Source organism: Sphingomonas sp. (genome assembly GCF_041661885.1).
Classification (GTDB): domain Bacteria; phylum Pseudomonadota; class Alphaproteobacteria; order Sphingomonadales; family Sphingomonadaceae; genus Sphingomonas.
This window is the reverse complement of sequence record NZ_JBAZTL010000011.1, coordinates 21,453-39,151: the sequence shown is the minus strand read 5'-3', so window position 1 is coordinate 39,151 and position 17,699 is coordinate 21,453. Positions and strand designations below refer to the sequence as shown.

Below are 17,699 nucleotides of genomic sequence, written 5' to 3'. Positions count from 1 at the left end.
TTGTTCATGGCCCCTACTATCTACGCCATCCTCATAACCATATCCCTCATTTGGGCCTTCTTCCACTTCGGCGGTGAGGGTGCCGGCCAGGTGTTTGCGCTGGTCGGCTGGATCATCATGGGCACGTTTGCGCTGGGGGCGGTGTTCAGGCTGCTTCGCGCAGTACTCTGATTCTGTCGTTTAGCCTGCGCATCGTGGCTGTGATGTTGTCCTCTACCTGCCTCACCTTGGCAGGGTCGGCGCCATCCTCGATCAGCTTGCGCTTGATCTTGCGCAGTTTCGTCACCTGGTTGTAGGTGTTCGATGCCAGCATCGTCAACTTGGCTTCAGGGTTCTCCTGGATGTAGCCGGCGACGTCTTCATGCGCTTCCCTGCGGCCCTTGATCTCAGCCTTGTGCATGTTGATGCGCTTCAGGTTCTCGTAGTACTTGTTGGCCTGGGCGGACTGACCTTCGCTGCTTCCATACAGGCGCCCCAGCAGAGGGATCTTGTAGCTGGGCAGCTCTTCGCCAGTCAGCAGGCTTGATGCGGTCTGCTCCACCTTGTTGTATTCGCGGCCGATGCCACCGAAGGCCTGGCCAAGCAGGTAGTCGATCTGGTCCGGGGTGGGGCTGAAGACGCCGGGGGTGTACTTGGAGCCACCTGTGAGCATGTTCAGCATCTCGCTGATGCCCTTCCCAAGCGCGGTCGATGTGTCCTTGCCGCGGGTGAATCCGGGGGTGGGGTTCAGGCTGTTGAAGTCTTTCCGCGCGATCGGCTTGCCGGTGAAGTCCTTGTTCTCTGCAAGGGCAGCAATCGGGTCAATCGCGGTGGGGGTGATGGTCTGCAGGCTCAGGCCGGCGTTGCCGACGGGGTTGAAGGCGTCAGCGACTACGCCAGCGGCATGGATCACCCGCTTGGGGCCGTCCTTGAAGCCGCTCATGGCGTACTCGGTCATCATCCTGGCGATGGCTGGCAGCACATGCAGTCCCAGCGGCATCGGGATGGAGATGTAGTCCTTCTTGCCCGTCAGCAGGCCGGTGGGGATGATCAGGTTGCGGTCCCGCAGGAACTCAGGCGGCTCGTCCTCATCGAAGCCAGCGGCGGCCAGCGCCAGGGCCTGCATCACACCGATGATGGCGCCGCCCATCAGGATCTTCTTGCCGGCCGGTCCTTGCAGGGTTTCGACCATACGGGACGTTCCCTGCACGGATGCGTTGAAGAAGGCGTAGAGAGCGCCGGCCTGGGTGGCAATCTGGCCTTTTCGATTAAAATTCACGGAAATGTTCTTCGCGATCGATGCCGCGCGCTCAGGGGTCAGCCCATTGGCCTTGCCGACTTTGTAGGTGGCCAGCCTCACCGCGTTCTCCATAGCGGTGTTGTAGTCGCTCAGCCAGTCGAACACACCCTTGGCTGCTTTCTGTGCCTGTTCCAGCGGCACCTTCAGGGTTCCATTGGCGGTGAAGACCTTGCCGAGGGTGCTGTCCATCCACTTCGTCGGGTTCAGTTCGCGTTCGAGCGCTTCAGCGCGGTCAGTGCTGGTGGCGAACATATCCCGGTATCCGGTCTGGCCGCCCACACGCTGGAACTCGGTCCACTCCTGCGCCCACGAGCTGGTGGGGTGCTTGCCCTGCCGTACCGCCCGGGCATCGAGGTAGATGCCCGCCAGCGCGCTCAGGACGTGCTTTGAGACGTCGGCCTGCTTGCCTGCCAGCGGAGTGCTGCTCAGGTTCACCAGCGAGCCCTGGAAGTCCCTGGTGAGGTTCACGAAGCCAAAGATGGGGTTGTACTGGGTGTTCACCGAGGCGATGTAGCGGCTGATCTTGGCGGACACCCCTAGCACGGCGCCGATCTTGTCCATGTCGAGGTTCTTCAGCGCCTTGGCCATACGCATGGCGCGCTCGTCGTTCTCGTTGAAGACCACAGCGCGTTCAACCACATCACCGTTGGCAGTGGGCTGGCGTGCCATGACCACGTTCTCACGGCTCTTGTAGAGCGGGTCAACACGGGTTTGAACCTGGCCGGTGGCCGGGTTGACCGCGGTGATAGTCGGCGGAGTGTCGATCTCCCAGTAGTCATCGTTGGGGTTTGATTCAGCCAGCCCGATCAAAGCATTGGCCACGCGGTTCTTCTCTCCGCGCACGATGGCTTTTTCACGCTGCATGGCGATGTTGGCCAGCACGTCAACCACCTTCTTGCGTGATCCGGTGCGGCCCTTGGTCGATGGGCCTTTCACTGAATATCCTTGGCCGAGACCCGTGCCGCTGTCCATGTCCTCTCGGTGCAGGGGCACGTAGCTCTTGTATGCCTTGGCCCAAGTGTCAATCGTGTCCTGCGATTCCAGCCCGTAGCTCACCAGGGTCTGGCGGGTGCGCGCGGTGATGGCGTCAACCTGCTTCGCCAAGCGGTCCATCAGTGCCCTGCGGGGTGCTCCCAGCTTGCTCAGGAAGTCGCGGGCGTCCTGAGTGTCAATCCCAGATCCACCATCCGGCAGGCCGGGGTTGATCTTGGCCACGTAGTTATTGGCTTCTTCGGCGTGCCGGTTGTGCAGGTACTCGCCCAGTTGATCCAGGGTGATGCCAGACTTCTTCATGTCCACCAGCAGGGGCTTCAGTTCATCGTTGATGAAGTCGTCGGTGCGCTTGGCGGTGCGGCCGTGGTACAGTTCTTCGTTCAGGCGCACGTCCTGCTTGTCACCAATCTTGCGGCCGCCCTTCTGGATCGACTGCTGGGCGCGCAGGGTGTCGATCTGCTTGTCCTGCAGCGTGTAGATGAAGTTGTCCAGCTTGGTCGGCTCAGGCGCGTCCCAGGATGCGGGCTGTCCCACCCTGAGCATGATGTTCGGGTTGCTCGGGTCGAACTGGCCGTTGTTGCCGATGGCGCTCTTGATCTGCTCGGGGCGGAAGGCGACATAGACCGGGAAGCTGGTTGCTTTGGGGTCATTCTTTCCGAGGATCTTCAAGCCCTGCGTCTTATGCACCTTTGGCGCAGTGGTCTCGCGTGAGATGATGCCGTCATATCCAGCGCGCTCGATCTTGGTCAACGCTTCGGCCGGCAAGTTGCCGAAAATACCGCGCCCGACACCAAACTTCTGGCCGGCGTCCAACCACAATTTTAGGTCGTCAACGTGATCGACAATCAGCGGGTTTTGCAGGCTCAGGTAAACCGGGATGGTCTTCACCGCCTTCGGCTTGCCGTTGTAGCTGGTCGCCGACTGGAAGCGATCGCCATACTCAGCAAACAGATTTGATCCTTCAGCGTTGCTGAAATAGAAGCCGTATCCGGCTTTGCCGAAGCGCTGCTCCGCGCGGCTGAATTCGGTGATGTCGTCGTAAGTGTTGGCGTGCATCACCACCATCGGCTCACCGTTCGCATCCACCACCTTGCTCGATCCAAACCATTTGCGGAAGGCCGGCGTATCGGTCTGGTCGGTGGTGCGGGTGAGGGGGTCAGTCGCCCGATCCAACCTCAGATTCGCAGCCCCCGCCTCCCGCGCCGCCTGCCGCAGGCTGTAGGCCACCATGTCGGCAATGTCGCCGTCCTTGAGCTGCTTGAATCCGTTCTTGATCAGCCAGGTCTTGACGGCCTGGATGATGCGCTGATACCAAGCCTGCTTGATGGCTTCCGGGTTTTCTGAGGCGGCGGCGATGACTTCTTCCCAGAAGACACCATCGTCAATCGACTTCGCAGCCTTGAGCGCAGCCAGCCGATATTCATTTGTGCCTGGTGTCAGGCCAGTTCCTTCGAGCGCAACGTATGCGGCCTTTGCCGCCGGCAGCGTCTTGTAGTTGCGCAGAACCTTGTCGAAGGCGTTGCGCAACACAGGATTCGCAGCAGAGAGCGTCTTGACCTGCCGGACTACGCGGTCATAGCCTTCCTGTCCGAGGATGCTCTTGAGATTGTGATGAGTTCCGATTTCGTGGAGCGTAGAGCGTACGAGGTCTGCATCATTCGTGATGTTGTCCACGATGATGTATGCCTTCTGCGTGTCTGGGTCATAAAACCCCTTGACGCGCTTTACAACGTCCTGCCGGCTCTGTAAGAACGCGGCGTATTTCTTTGGAAAGTCGGCAGGTCCTGAGATAAAGTTCAGGGTTCCTGATTTCTCAAGATTAGATACTCCGCGAATTCCAAGGCGTTCATTCAGGACTTTTCTTGCGCTTTCGGTAGAATATTTGTTCGCACTATTTGATTTTGATGTGCTAGAGTCAGGCTTTACAGGACGAGCAGCAACATAACCAAATCGACTGGACAGCGCCGCAAGAATGGAACTGGAAACTTCCTTCGGCAAGGAAACACTGTTTATCACCGAACCGGGCAGAAGCGAACCCATCGGCTGATTATGGAAGGGCTCATTGGTCGGCGTCTTTCCGCTGACGAGCACGTTCATCATATCGACGGGAACGGCCTCAACAACGCCGTCATCAACCTTGAGCTGATCAGCATTCAAAACCACGCCAGACTTCACCGCAAGCCGCTTGGCTGGGACTTCGACAAGGCGAAGCAGTTGCGCAACGCCGGGGCGACTTACCAAGAAATCGCGGACAGCCTTGGTGGTGGCTTGCACTGGTCGGCCATCTGGTCCGCCTTCAAGACCCGTGGGCTGCTCACCAAACGCACCAAATTCGGCGGCAGGAATCCCACCTACGACATCGACAGGGCGATTGCCCTCTACGCTGGTGGCGCCACGATCTCCGCGATTGCCTCCGCGCTCGGCGGAGCGCCGGCCAACATCACCTCCGCTCTCAAGCGTCGAGGAGTTCAGATCAGAGATCGTATCCAATGGGATACTGACAAGGCGCTCACCCTTCGGTCCGAGGGTCACTCGTATCGAATAATCGCTGAGAAACTTGGAATCAGCGAGAAGCGTGTCAACTACTTCTTCCAAAAACGTATCAATGTCAGCGCTTGACTCAGCATCAGCTTGCGGGTAGTTCTCGATGGCTCGGGTCAGGGCGGAGTAGAAGGCGGGCTGGTCGTCGGCGCGGAACAACAGATTTTCGTTTGCCGACGTCGCTTGGGTTACAGCGCGCTGACGATCCTGGTTATCTCCACGCTTGTACTCAACCACCTGAAGCCCGCGCGACTTCAGCAGGTCTCTGGTCTCCTGATCGGTGTCGTCCGGGATCACCGCTGCCTCGAACTCGTAGAGGCCAACGCCACGCTGGATCTTGGCCTCGAAGTAGCCGGTAGGCAGGTTGCGCATCTTGGTCAGGAAGCCAGCCGCCTTCCGCATCGTTTCCGGCGACACGTCCCTGAACTGGTTCTCTTCCATGGCGCGCGGCAGGCCCATCTTGGCGGCATCGCTTAAGGTTGAGATCACGATGTCAGCGAATCCAAACGTCTTCGATGAACCGTGGTTCGGAGCCAGATCATTAACGAGGTCGAAGAACTCCTTGTCCACTTCCTCCTTGATCTTGGCGAAGTCCTCCTCCCCGACGATTCGGCCCTTCTCCTTCTTGATCTGCGTCACCGAACGGAACTGCGGGGTGAACTGCGCACGGAGCGATCCAACTCCGTAGTTGAAATTCTCACCGCCGCGAGTGTTCTTCTTCAGTTCCTTGACCACATTCTCAAGGGTGTGCGGCTTGTAGCGCCGGCTTCCGGAGTTGGTGTATCCCTGAAACAGCCTCTCTTCAGCCCCGGCTTTGGCGAGCAGGTCCACGGCCAGTTCACGGCGCTGGTGGTATCCACTGTTGTCGCCAAGCGTCTTGTCGGCATACGCCTTGAAGCCATCGTTGCTGGTCAGGTCATCGAGGCTGTCGATCTCGCCGCCGCGGATGTCCGTGTTGATCAACTGGCCAAGTTTCTTCTGCGCGGCTGAGTCCAGGCGGTAGTTGATCTGCGGGTAGCGCGGCGAGTAGACATCGGCGCCAAAGACCTTGGCATCTCGGTTCACGCTCGGGTCGATCAACTGCCGTGGGGCAATCAGGGTGATGTCACCGAACCCGGTGAACGAATCGGTGTTTCGCATGATTGCCAACGAAGGCACAGCGAAACCGCCCACGCGCTTGGCGTGCTTCAGTTTCTCGGCTGTCGTGTTGTGGACGGCAACGAGATTGCGTTCGTCATCATCCTTCCTGAATAGCGGCGCAGCACCAGCCTGACCGGGCGCGACTCCGGCGTCACGCATGGCAATCAGGTATTCGGCGTAGTCCAGTGCCGTCTTGGTGATGTCCGATTGCGTGAGATACGCGCCATCTGCACTCATAAGCCGGCGGATGTCCTTGCTGTGCGGCACAACCGTAGCGCCAGCAGCAACGCGATCCCTGATTGCCTGCTTGCGGGTCATCTCTCGGCCGCCGAAACGCTGTATCTGGTTCAGCGCATCCAGCACGTTGGCCTTCTGAAGGCGCGGCATATCATCAGCAAAGCCATCGGTGTCTTCGGCTGCCGACTGCTTGTTGCGCTCTGCGGTTGCTTCGGCATCACGCTTGCCAGCATCGCGGTTGCGCACATAATTATTGGCTTGCTCTACCTCACGGTCAGTACGATCAAGCGGTTTCTTGGCCTTGATGCGCTGATATTCGGATTCGCTGATATCGGAACTTTGCGCCGTCTGCGCCAGCAAATCACCCTGCCCCTTCGATGCCGCAACATCAGCGTCACGGTCAGAGCCGGTCAGGGCGAAGCTGTCGCGGTCCTTGTCGGCCTGGGCACGGGCCTCGGCGTCCTTCTCTCGCTCCTTGGCTGCGCGCTCAAGGGCTTTGATGCGCTCGTCCTGGGCCTTGAGTTTGGCTTCAGTCGCATCATCAGGCTTTGTTTCTGCCTGTTTTTCAGGTATTTTAGACGGGCGGCTGGTGCTATCAACACCAGCCTGCCCTAGCTCACCAGCACTGTTCGGAGTACTGATATGCGTAACGCCAACTGTAGCACCTGCGGCTCCCCTATCAAAAAGCCGAGGATTTTTTGCAGCCACCTTTGCCATAGCAAGGCTCAAGCTACTGGCCATATCAAGCCCGCCGGGTACCGGCAAATCAGAATCAACGGCGCCTACATCCTTGAGCATCGATATGTTGTCGAGCAAAGCCTTGGCCGCAAGCTCCTTCGATCCGAAGCGGTCCACCATATCGACGGGAATAAACTCAACAATTGCCTTCCGAACCTCCGGGTTATGAGCAACGTCGATCATTCCCGAGAGCACCATCCTTTGACTTGGGACATCGAGGCCGCCAAAGCCATGCTCGCTCTTGGCAACACGCGAAAGGAGGTTGGGAAGGTTCTCGGCGTTTCCGAGTCCGCCATCAAGCACGCCCTGCGTCGGCGCGGCCTCAGCACTCGGGTTCTTCGTCCCGCCCACCTTCGATTCCCCCATCGGCGCTGATTCAGCGCTGGGAAATTGCTTTACGACTGGTAGCAATTCTCGTATTGGGGCGTTCAATCGAATCGCCCTGATAGTCTTCCCCTGCTCCATACGTCCAAGGGCTTGATGATGCCCATCGACTATGTGCCCGTCAGACGAGATCAGGATGGCGCGGTCGCCGCCCTTGTAGTCCTTGGCCTGCTGGACCTTGGCCGGCGAGTATTCAGCCTGAGTGGCTTTCAGGTCGGCGGGGTTCAGTTCCTCTTGGCCGTGGGTGATACCCTGTCCCTTCAGGAACTGGGTCAGCGCTCCGCGGTGCTCAGCCTTGATCTGTGGCATGTCGGCGCGGGGAATGCCCAGAGAGCCGGTGGCCTTGTCGAGGGGCTTCCACTCAGGTTCGGTAGCGGTCCGGTCACGGATGGCCTTGGCTTCCGCGAGGCGGTTGGGGTAGGTCAGTGCCGCAGCGGGCTCGGACTTGGCGACTCCCACAGCGTCATCCGCAGGGCGGCTTGAGCCAGATGCGGTGGCATTACCACCCAGTCCAGGTCCAGGTTTTCCGGCTTCAGGAGTTCCAGATACAACAGCCGCGCCTCCGTCTGGGTCACGACGGATTGGGCGACGGCTTGCTGTAGGAAGTGCGGGAGCTTGCGCATACAGGCCTCGTTCGTTGGGCAGGATGGCTTCGCCGCCAGGGGTCACGGTCAGCGGCTGGCCGGCGGCGGCCGGCGGCGGGGTCATTCCGCGCTGGGCCACGCCTGCGGCATCCACCGAGATCGGCGGGGCGGGCAGGGCGGCCTGCGGGGTTGGCGTGATGTCTTGGAACTGTCCTTCGACAATGCCGGGCTCGATCTGCACTTCGGGCGCAATCGTGGCAAGGCTGGTCCGCTCAACCGGCGTCACCGGCATCATGCCGCCTTCGGTGTCCTGGTTGGCTGCGCTCATCAGGCCCTGGGCTTCCGATCGCTCACGGTCCACGCGCTGGCGCCCAAGGCCGGGGATCCGCATCCGCAGGTTGTCCGCCCACTGCTCATCGGTCAGGGGCTTCTTGCCGACGTCCTGACGCTCTTTGTCGAGAGTTGCGCGGTCAGTGCCACCAAGGCTGCTGCCAAAGGCCGCTGCCTGCGCTTGGATCACTCCAAGTTCGTCGTAGGCGTTGCCGTCACTGATGGCCCGGCTGATGTTCTGGGCGTCATCCAGCGTAGCGGTGAGGGGGTCTGCTGGGGTTTCCGGGGCTTCCCGGTTGCCTTGTAGGCCGGCAATGGCTCCAACACCACCACCCGCGATACCGCCAAGGCCCGCTGCGTCGATGTAGGCCTTGCGAGCTTCTTCACCTGTCAGCGGTTGCCTTGCGCCGAAGCGCTCGATTCCGGTCTGGGCGAGCTCGGTGCTGCCCTCCACGCCAATTCCCTTGGCGGCTTCGGTAGCCACGCGGCGCTTCAGGCCACCGGTGCCACCTCCCTTGAACAGTTTGCCGACGAGGAACTTGTCAGCGATGGTCTCAAGTCCGGCGGCGCCCGCGGCGGATCCGGCAATGCGCCACAGATCATCACCGTTCAGCTCGCGGCCTTCACTCTTGGCCTGCTTCAGGGCATCCGGGTAGATCGATCCCAGTTCCTGCTCAGCGTTGAAGGTCAGCAGGGCGGCAGCCTGGCCCAGTTCACTGGCAACAGACTTGCGGGCTTCCATGCCGGCGGCGAGGTGCATGGCGCTCTCGTCAGCGAACTTGCTGGCAAAGCCCTTGTCGGCAATCAACTTGCCGGCGCGTTTGGCGATGGCCTTCTCGGCTACCTGTTCGGCTACCTGCTTCAGGGCAGTCTTACCGATGAGGCTACCGACGCCACCGGTCACCACGGCCTGCCCTACCTGACCAGCAGCGTATCCAGCCCCGTATTTCAGGAACTCGATCATGCTGCCTTGGCCCTTCAGCACGTTGTCGAAGCTGAAGTCAGGGCGCGCGCGGGCTTCGATCTTACCGGCGTACTTCTCGTACACCCCAAGGCCGTAGTCCTTCAGCAGTTCGGAGTTGGTCGATTCACCAAGGGCAGCAAGGCCACCGCCCAGCAGCATGGGCACTTGGTCGAAGGTGTCTTTGAAACCTGATCCAAATGCGCCGCTGACGCTTGGTTGGTCGGCCGTTGCAACAGGTTTTGCCTGGCTGGTCCAGTAGGCCTCTCGGGCTGCGTACTCTTCCGGGGTGACGACTTCCATTTATCGGTATCCAGCGAGGTTGGCTCTCCGCTCAGAGTCTATCTGGTCTTGCATGTCAGCAATCTGCCGGTTCACGTCATCGATCGTGTCAGGGGTGGCGTTGTTGCGCAGAGTGTCGATCTGCTCTTGCAGGTCCGCCTGGGTGGCGCTCTGCGAGAAGATGTCGTTGACGCTGGCAACTGGTGTGCCGGGCTGGCGCGCGGGGGCAGCAGCGCGGGAAGCAAGGCCGCCAGCGCTTGGCTGCGCAGATGTCGCGCCGGCCTGCCCGCCCTTCGGTATCGCCGGGTGGTTGGTCACCATGCGGGTCTGGGCAGGATCGTTCTTGTTGTAGAAGATAGGCTCTTCCGTAACCACAGCGTTCCCCATCTCGTCCACGCCGCGGCTCTTGCGACTGGTCACCGCCCACTCGTCGGGCTTCTTCAGGCCCAGACTCACGGCCAGAGATGGGTCTTTGCGGGCGGCATCGAGGATGGTTTTAGCTTCCTCGATCTTGGCCGTCACCGCGGCGCCGGCGCGCTTGCTCAATTCTGCGGTCTCGGCACTTCCGCGCTTGATGGCTTCCCGGGTCTCGATTGAAGCGAGTTGGCTGCCGGTATCAAGTTTCAGCTTGTTCTCGGTCTGCATCAGGCCTTTCTTGGCTTCGAGCACGCGCGGATCGGTGTCTGCCTTGATGGCCGCTTCGGTATTGATGTTTGCGATCTTTCCTGCGCTGTCCACGCGCAGCGCTTCGAGGCGCGCATCACGCGCTACCGCCAGCCCATCCTCGAACTGCGCCAAGTCCTTCTTCGCCGCCACTTCTTCACCCAGCAGGCCCTTCTGCACGGCGTACTGCATCCAGACGTTGCCGATGTTGGTGAGGACTGCTCCCAGCCCCTGCATCTGCCTACGACCCATACGGTGCTCCCTGTGGTGCAGCAGCGCTTGCGAGTCCCTTGGCAGGCATCATCTCTTCCTGCATGGGTTCCATCGATTCATCCTGCGGGGGTTCACCGGTTTCTTCCGTTGGCAGTTGTCCGCTGGCCTCTTGAGCCTGCGCCTGCATCTCGTCAGGTCCAACGCCATAGAGCTTGCCTGCCTCTGCCATTGTGAATCCCAAGGTCTGCTTGACGAACTCTTCATCGATCTTCACCAGCCCTGCAGCCTCAGCCATCTGGCCGATCTGCTCGGCGGCGTAACTGGCGGCCGGGATGATCACGTCATCGGGCAGCTTGTTGTCCAGCCGCTCGTCGATGGTCTGCACGATCTGGGCGCTGGCTTGGGCAATGCTGTTGGGGTAGGGCTCGCTCAGGGACTTCATCACGGCATCCGATGTTTTCTGGTCCTTGAAGAGCATGGTGTCGATCACGGCGCACACGGCCTCGTAGGCCTGCTGGCTGTCCTCGTCACCTTGCCCTCCGGTATCCGGCTGCATCTCATCCTGCGCGGTCGGGGCCACGTCCTGGGGCATGGGTTGCTGCATCTGTTCTGCTGGGACGCTCATGACCCTCTCCCGTAGCCGCGGCCTGCGACAAACTTGTCATATTCTGCCACGAGATCAGGCATCTGGTAGGCCTCGTACTCAGGACTGAAGCCGATGTTCACGCCTTCGAGGTTGGTTGCGCGCTGGCGTGCTCGTAGCGCCTCTTCCTCGTCCGGTCCACCAGCGCCACCAATCAGTCCGCCTGCGGCTTGCATGGCGCCTGCCGCTACCAGACCACCGCCCGGGCTCTTGACGAAATCACCAATGGCGCCGAAGCGGCTGCCGGGGGCTTGGTTTCCGGTCAGGTTGGCGATCGTCTTGTCGCCGATACCGGGCGCAGAAACGCTTGAGTCCATCGTGGTGTTCGTGGGCGGAGCGTTCGGATTCGGGCTGGCACCGAACATGTCACCCGCGTCCGCTTGCGGCGCTTCAGCAGCAGGGGTGACACTGGGCTGTTGATTCATGCCATAGCGCGCCGCGCCGGCCAAGCCACCTACTGCACCACCTGCAGCACCTGCCTGCAGGATGTCGCTGCTGTTACCTCCTTGCAGGGCGGTGTTGGTGGCGTTTCCGACTCCACCGACGACTGCGCCTTGGGTGGCCGCTCCCATGAGGCCAGTGCCGGGGCCAACAAGAGCGCCGGCGCCAGCGCCAACACCGCCAGCCACAAAGCCCGTGCCGAATCCCTTTCCAATATCCTCAAGGTTGCCTCCCTGCAGGGCGGTCGAACCGGCGCTGAGTCCGCCACCGACAAGCGCACCGGTGCTGATGGTGGCCGCCGTTGATCCAGCACCGCCGATTGCTCCAATCGTGCCGCCGCCCGTGAAGTAGGTAGCCAGCGCCACCACTCCAATGACCGCATCCTGTGCAATGGCCTGCCTGACAGCCAGCCAGCCAGACCGGCCCTCCATCTCGGCGCCTTCGTAGTCCATCGACTTCGCAAGACCCGGACCGCCGATGGTCGTATTAAGCATTCGCATCCTGACGCTCTTGGGGATGCTGCCGAACAGCTTGTCGCCCCACTTCTCGTCCTGCTTTTTAGCAAACCGGGCCAGTTCACGGCCGGGGGCGCGGAAGGCCTTATTGAGGCCCTTGCCGATACGCTTGAATGGGTTGCTCATAGTCTCGCTCCAACGACGCCGCGTATGCGATCAATGGCGGCCTGCTGTTCTGGCGTAATTGCGCCTGCCTGGGTTTGTCCGGGCGGAACTTTGGTCGGCTTCTTGGTGTTCACGTAGTTGGGGTCGTTTGGCTGCTGCGTGCCAAAGCCAAGCAAGTCGCGCTGCAGGCCAAGGCGCAGGTTCATGTTCGTGTTTACCTCGGCGATCAACTTCTCGCGGGTTGGCTTGTCGAAGTTTGGGTTGCTCACAATCGCTTGCAGCTCGTCCGAAGCTGATTGGAATATCTGCGATGCGCCTGCGCTGCGCTGCAACACCGCGGCAAACTGGTTCTGGGCGTTCTGCAGGAAGACCTGGTTCCTCGTGTTGAACTCATTCTGCTCGCGGGTAAAGGTCTGGCCGGCCTGCTGCTGCTGCATGCTCTGGGTGCCCGCCAGTTCCTGCAGCTTGGTGCGGCCGGCAAGGTCCTGGTCCTGCAATGTTCCACGTAGACCATACTCCTGAGACAGCAGTTGCTTGTTCTGGTTGAAGGCCGTCTCAGCCAGTTTCACCTTGCTGATCAGATCCTTCTCCTGCAAGGTCAGTTCCTGCCCGAACTGGGCCTTCTGCATGGCACTCTGCGCAGCCAACTGGGCGGATTGCAGGTTGGTTTGCAGGGTGGCCGTGGCCTGCTCAGCCTGGGTTTGCAGGTTCTGATTGAAGCCGAAATCCTGATCGGCACGGCTGAAGGCGTTCGAGGCGCCAGCATCAGCCGCGGCGATCGGCACGGCGACGTCATACATGGCCTTCTGGCTGGCGCCGGCGGCGATGCTGCTGTTGATCAGGCCCCTGCGGTTGGCAGTCGCCAGTCCCTCTGCCTTGGCCTTCTGCATCAGGCCGCTGCTGTTCGTGTCAGTCAGGATGCCTTGGGTACGGGCCTCGACTGACTCGGGGGCAGCCAGCGTTTCCTGCGCGCCAAGGCCGGTCTGGGCAATGTTGGTCGTCCCGTTCTGGGTACTGGGCTTGTAAGCTTGGCCGACGACGGGCTTGATCGTGGGCTTCAATGGGGTCGCGGTAGCCATTACTGTCTAATCTCCTTGATCGTCATTGAAGCAACGTAGGCACCATTGTACCGACTACCAATCAGCGACGGCGAGTTAATTGCCGCCGTTCCTGCATCAGCGCCATATCTGAGTTTGAAAGTCGCCGCGCTGGTTGACCCAGCAGCAACAATGTAGGTCATTGAGAGTGGGCGAGGCACTGTCGCAGCAGCCCACGTATGGCAAACAGATTGCACTGCATCCGCATCACTGTTCTTGAACAGCGCGTATGTCACGGTTCCGGCCTCGTCTAAATCAACAATCGGTATGAAGACAGTCACTTCAAGCAGGGAACTGGCATAAACCGGAGTGTAAGAGGTAGCAATCTGGGTGTATTCCGCGCCCTCTCCGCTCTGCGGCTTCGTGTTGTCAAACGGAATGGTTGATGCGGTCGATGCCTGAGTGCTGGACGTAGTAGTCGCAGAGCCTACAATCGTTCCGCTACTAACATCGAGCGTGGTGACGAAATTCGTTCCGTCATAAGTGACTTGGTAAACCCCTCCTGCGATGATGTCACCGACACGAAGATTGACAGCCCCGCTACTCAATTTCAGAGTCTTTGCGCCAAGCCCGTTGACGTTCAGGGTGATCGAGCTGGTATTTGCAAAGCCAGCGATGAAGCGGAACGTCTGACCAGCCGCATAAGCCGCCGGCACTGGTGACAAGGTGATGGTCTGTGCATTCGCGGAGCCGCCGCTGGTCCCGCCCCACAGATACGTGCCTGATTGCACGTTGGAAGAACTGATCGCCACCTTATTCACTACTTGCCACAGGGTAGCGGTCTTGCAGACCAGCACTACGACTTGCCCACTCACGATCTCATTTGCCACAAGAGCGCTGCCGTTCCCGCCGACTACCGACTGCACGCCGACAGAGTTGATGTTGACGGTCGTTGCGCCAGTGTTGGCTGCGCCTGCGATGAAGCTGACCACGGCCCCGGGTGCATATGCGGTGATCGCAGGAGCAAGCGTCAGCACAATGGCATCACCAGTACCGCCTACGGTCGCAGCGTAGATCAGGCCACCGTCCTGAATCTGCCCAGCCGCAGCATAGTCCGTGCGCGCAGCCGCGTCACCGACGCCGGTGTGGCGCTTCGTGGCCATCGGCAGGTTGGCGGTGGGGTTCTGCTGGCCGTCTTTGACGAGGCACGAACTGAGGCCGGTTGCCATGCCGTCCATCTCGGCGTCCATGCGGGATGCGAGCACCTTGATGCTGTTGGCCTTGTCAGTCGTCCACGAGTAGAGCCGTGAAAAGATGCCCGCACCATTGAATGCCATTACTTTTTACTCCCATTGAAATATGCTATATTCATCGCCCATACAAAGGAGCGCGCCGATATGGGTTCTGTAGTTGGATTGCGGTTTGAACGACTCACGGTCATTTCATCCTTCAAGACAGGGGATAAGTGGATGTGCCTTTGCAGATGCGATTGCGGCACCCAGAAGGTTTACAGGAAAGACCATGTGGCCGCTGGTGCTACGAGGTCGTGCGGCTGTCTCCGCGATGAGGGTGCGGTAGCAAGGGCCAAGGCTGGTGTCCTCCACAAGAACATGCTCGGTCACGCTAGGATTCCTGAATACAGGGCTTGGCACGCGATGAAAGAGCGCTGCCTTAATCCGAATGATGCGCGCTACAAAAACTATGGCGCGAGGGGGATAACCGTCTGCGAGCGATGGATGAACTACACCAACTTCATTGCTGACATGAAGTTCAAGCCATCCACGAAGCACTCCATCGAGCGCATGGACAATACACTTGGCTACTCGCCAGAGAACTGCAAGTGGGCCACAAGAAAGGAACAGGCCAATAACAGGCGCGGGAACGTCTTTATATTCCATGATGGGAGAACACAAACCGCTCAACAGTGGGCCGACGAAACTGGCATTTTGGCCGGAACGATAGTTGATCGAATCAAAGAGGGATTCCCGATTGAGCAAGTTTTTACCAAAGGAAAGTTGAGGGCGCGTCATCGCATCTGCCTACGAAACGAGTAACGAAATATATTGCTGTAGATCGTATGGGTTCCAGCCTCGGTTCCGGCGCTATAAATTGTGATCGACAAATTTTGTCCAGTACCATCAATCCGAGCGTACGCCTCATTGGGAGTTTCATCCGCGAAATAGAAGGTATCCCAGAAACCCTCATCCCAGGCTGACCCATTGGCGCCTTGAGTCATCAGCGGAATAATGTCGCTCGACTGTGAGACACCAAGGTTGAAATCGAAGTCCGCGCGATAGTTCAAAATCGGCTGCGCGCCCTCCACCTCAACGTAGGTTCGCATATCTCGGAAGTGCTTGCGCTGCGTCGGGTTGGACTCCGAATTGAATGGGAACTTCAGGTAGGCAGTGATCGCCGTCCCGTTGAAATTGTAGCCATCGTCCATCTTGAAGACGTTGCCGTCGCTGCTGCCGAAGAACAGCACTTCCTTATCGTTGTCATCCTCGCCCGAGCAGGCACACAGCACAGAGTTGTTGTAGGTGACCGGTGTTGCGCCCACAAACTTCGTCCCTTCAAAGCAGAAATACCAGCCGACCTGTCCGAAGAAGATGCGGTACTGGCCCTTGGTCCGGCAGGCCACGGCCACCGCGTCACCCGCGTAGGTGTTGTCGCGGATCAGCCTGGGGTTTACTGACGATGAAATGGTGTTTCCGCTGAAGTCGCCGTAGCTGGCCGCCGCCTGCACGCTCTCAAGGCCGTTGTCATCGAGGAACATGGTCAGGCCGCTGATCTCGCGCATGGTGTCAGCGCGGATGCCGCGGGCTGCGTATTGCTGGATCTGGTAGGTGTCGGCGTCGTCTCCGTACAGCACCTGGATGCTGTCCCGGCAGCCAATGGCCAAGGTGCCGCCGGTCATGGCCTTGGTGCTCTCGATGGTGTCGCCTACCGCAATCTCAGTCGCCCCTTCCAGCACGTTGAAGCTCAGGGGGTTGCCAACGGCGCTCACGATGTCGCTGCCCTTGTCATACATCAGGTGCAAGCTGCTTTTGTGGATCTCAAGCTGAGTCGGATACACCGCACCACTGCCATCCTCGATCGGGACGAAGTAGGTGCCGTCCCATTCAAAGGCAACACCTACGCCATTGACGCCGTACATGCGCTTGGTGTCAGCCTGGCCGTAGAAGTTGTGGTTGCGAAACCGGTAGCTGCCGCCCTTGGGCAGGGTGTAGGTGGCTTGGGCCGCTACTGCCTTGGCATAGGTCACGCCGCCCACTTGCAGGTTCTCGGCCGCCTGAAAGGTGCCGGTCACGCCGCTCAGCACCAGCAGGCCGGTCACGTTTCCTTGGTCAGTCAGCCCGGTGGAATAGACCACGCGCCTGATTACGCCCGTAGCGGTGGAGGTCACGCCGGTCACCGTGGTCCCCTCCGCGAATATCCGGGTGCCGGTGTTGTAGTGCAGCACGGGGTTGAAGGTCTGCTGGACCCATCCGGTCACGCCAGCCTTGAACATGCCGCCAACGCTGGTCTGGTCCCTGAAGGCGTAAATGTCGCCGTTGTAGACCCAGACGCCACGCACCACACCCTCGCCAGCGACTGCCGCGGCGGTGTCGCTGCCGTCGTAGAGCGTGTAACCGTTGATGCGCCGGTAGCCGCCCCTTGGACGGCACTCGTAGTTCAGGGCATCAATCAGTTTCCCTTTGGGGATGGTCAGGTAGGGCTCAACCAGGTCGAGTCCGCCGGCCATCAACACCGTTGAGATCGCAGATGTCATTCCGCGCGTACCACGATGTCGCCACCGCGGGCCCTAGCATGTTCAAAGTTCGTGCTGGGGCCATAGTCAGCCTCAAGTTGCTTCATGGCCAGATCGAATTCAGACTGTGCGCCCTGGAGTTCAAAAGGCGACTCTTCAAATTGCGCCCAGAACATCTTCGCCCGATGGATGATGATGTCGTGGTAATCCTCCGGGATCAGCGGCTCGTCGGTGTCCAGCGCCAGATCCGGGGCCTTCACGTAATAGTCAAAAGCAATCGCCTTGACGCCGGTTGGCGCCGGCAGCAGCCGGATGCTGTTGTTGGGCAGCACCGTGAAGAAAGCTGGGGTTTCAACCGCAGTGGTGCCCCAGCTTTGCTGGTCCTTGCGATAGTCCCTGAACGGCACATATTCCATCTGCTGGAGGTCGGTGCCGATACGCACGGTCACCTCGTCCAGCATCTTCAGGTCTGCAGGCAGTTGGTTGGTCACGCCTACGGCGTAGTCAGACTGGCTTGCAACGGTATTGAACGTGGCGGTGTCCCAGAGGAACTTCCAATCCTTCCACTTCATCACGATGTCCTTGTAGGCCATGTTGACCCACACAGCCAGCCGCGCCAGATCGTAGGTGGCCGTGGCAATGCTAGTCGGTCCGCTGCCGGCGATGCCGGTCTCGCTACGGAGTCTCTGAACCAGTTCCAGGTAGGTCACTTAAAGCACCTTCGGCAGTCGCCCGCGGCGCTTGGGCAGGTTCACTTCCACGTCAAGCAGGGGCTCGTCGTCCGCCGGTGCCACAATCAGGTCGGCAATCGCTACCGGTCCCTCAATGGTCTCGACCTTCTTGGCAGATCGCTCAGCCACTTCGT

The 17,699-nt window shown here is 59.9% G+C and carries 13 protein-coding genes and 1 pseudogene; 4 read left to right on the top strand and 10 right to left on the bottom strand.

Annotated features, from left to right (window positions below; all coding sequences use genetic code 11):
- Window positions 1–6 precede the first annotated feature (6 nt).
- Entirely contained in the window at window positions 7–171 is a 165-nt protein-coding gene (locus WC704_RS16690; protein WP_372891955.1) for a hypothetical protein, read from the top strand.
- Here the strand turns inward: WC704_RS16690 and WC704_RS16685 are convergent.
- A complete protein-coding gene (locus WC704_RS16685) occupies window positions 146–4,312 on the bottom strand; it encodes an LPD38 domain-containing protein (protein WP_372892011.1) in 4,167 nt (1,388 codons plus the stop codon). The genes WC704_RS16690 and WC704_RS16685 overlap by 26 nt on opposite strands.
- 9 nt (window positions 4,313–4,321) lie before the next feature.
- Here WC704_RS16685 and WC704_RS16680 point away from each other — a divergent pair, with 9 nt between their 5' ends.
- Window positions 4,322–4,891, top strand: coding sequence for a hypothetical protein (locus tag WC704_RS16680; protein WP_372892009.1), 570 nt, complete (start codon window positions 4,322–4,324; stop codon window positions 4,889–4,891).
- A gap of 873 nt (window positions 4,892–5,764) precedes the next feature.
- On the opposite strand, the pseudogene WC704_RS16675 reads toward WC704_RS16680, so the two are convergent.
- Window positions 5,765–6,112, bottom strand: a pseudogene (locus tag WC704_RS16675) (hypothetical protein); the annotation flags it as partial.
- Window positions 6,113–6,832: 720 nt separating this feature from the next.
- Here WC704_RS16675 and WC704_RS16670 point away from each other — a divergent pair.
- Entirely contained in the window at window positions 6,833–7,303 is a 471-nt protein-coding gene (locus WC704_RS16670; RefSeq protein WP_372892007.1) for an HNH endonuclease, read from the top strand.
- A 2,187-nt stretch (window positions 7,304–9,490) separates the two neighbouring features.
- Here WC704_RS16670 and WC704_RS16665 read toward each other — a convergent pair.
- The 5 genes from WC704_RS16665 to WC704_RS16645 are packed head-to-tail and all read right to left on the bottom strand — an operon-like array spanning window position 9,491 to window position 14,423.
- A complete protein-coding gene (locus WC704_RS16665; RefSeq protein WP_372891953.1) occupies window positions 9,491–10,384 on the bottom strand; it encodes a hypothetical protein in 894 nt (297 codons plus the stop codon).
- The gene (locus WC704_RS16660; RefSeq protein WP_372891951.1) at window positions 10,374–10,970 is read right to left on the bottom strand and encodes a hypothetical protein; all 597 of its coding nucleotides are present in this window, start codon (window positions 10,968–10,970) and stop codon (window positions 10,374–10,376) included. Before WC704_RS16660 ends, WC704_RS16665 begins: the two co-directional genes overlap by 11 nt.
- Window positions 10,967–12,070 (bottom strand): hypothetical protein, encoded by a 1,104-nt coding sequence (locus WC704_RS16655; RefSeq protein WP_372891949.1) that lies wholly within the window; start codon window positions 12,068–12,070, stop codon window positions 10,967–10,969. Before WC704_RS16655 ends, WC704_RS16660 begins: the two co-directional genes overlap by 4 nt.
- Entirely contained in the window at window positions 12,067–13,128 is a 1,062-nt protein-coding gene (locus tag WC704_RS16650; RefSeq protein WP_372891947.1) for a hypothetical protein, read from the bottom strand. Before WC704_RS16650 ends, WC704_RS16655 begins: the two co-directional genes overlap by 4 nt.
- Entirely contained in the window at window positions 13,128–14,423 is a 1,296-nt protein-coding gene (locus WC704_RS16645; RefSeq protein WP_372891945.1) for a hypothetical protein, read from the bottom strand. The genes WC704_RS16650 and WC704_RS16645 overlap by 1 nt, the downstream gene beginning before the upstream one ends.
- Window positions 14,424–14,483: 60 nt before the next feature.
- On the opposite strand from WC704_RS16645, the gene WC704_RS16640 reads away from it, so the two are divergent.
- A complete protein-coding gene (locus WC704_RS16640) occupies window positions 14,484–15,140 on the top strand; it encodes a hypothetical protein (protein ID WP_372891943.1) in 657 nt (218 codons plus the stop codon).
- On the opposite strand, the gene WC704_RS16635 is transcribed toward WC704_RS16640, so the two are convergent.
- Genes WC704_RS16635 through WC704_RS16625 form a run of 3 tightly spaced genes read right to left on the bottom strand, consistent with a single transcriptional unit; the run spans window position 15,113 to window position 17,694 of the window.
- Window positions 15,113–16,855 (bottom strand): hypothetical protein, encoded by a 1,743-nt coding sequence (locus tag WC704_RS16635; RefSeq protein WP_372891941.1) that lies wholly within the window; start codon window positions 16,853–16,855, stop codon window positions 15,113–15,115. The two genes, WC704_RS16640 and WC704_RS16635, sit on opposite strands and share 28 nt — an antisense overlap.
- Window positions 16,852–17,544: a hypothetical protein gene (locus WC704_RS16630; protein ID WP_372891939.1), complete on the bottom strand. Its 693-nt coding sequence runs from the start codon at window positions 17,542–17,544 to the stop codon at window positions 16,852–16,854. Before WC704_RS16630 ends, WC704_RS16635 begins: the two co-directional genes overlap by 4 nt.
- A complete protein-coding gene (locus WC704_RS16625) occupies window positions 17,545–17,694 on the bottom strand; it encodes a hypothetical protein (protein WP_372891937.1) in 150 nt (49 codons plus the stop codon).
- Between the last annotated feature and the right edge of the window lie 5 nt (window positions 17,695–17,699).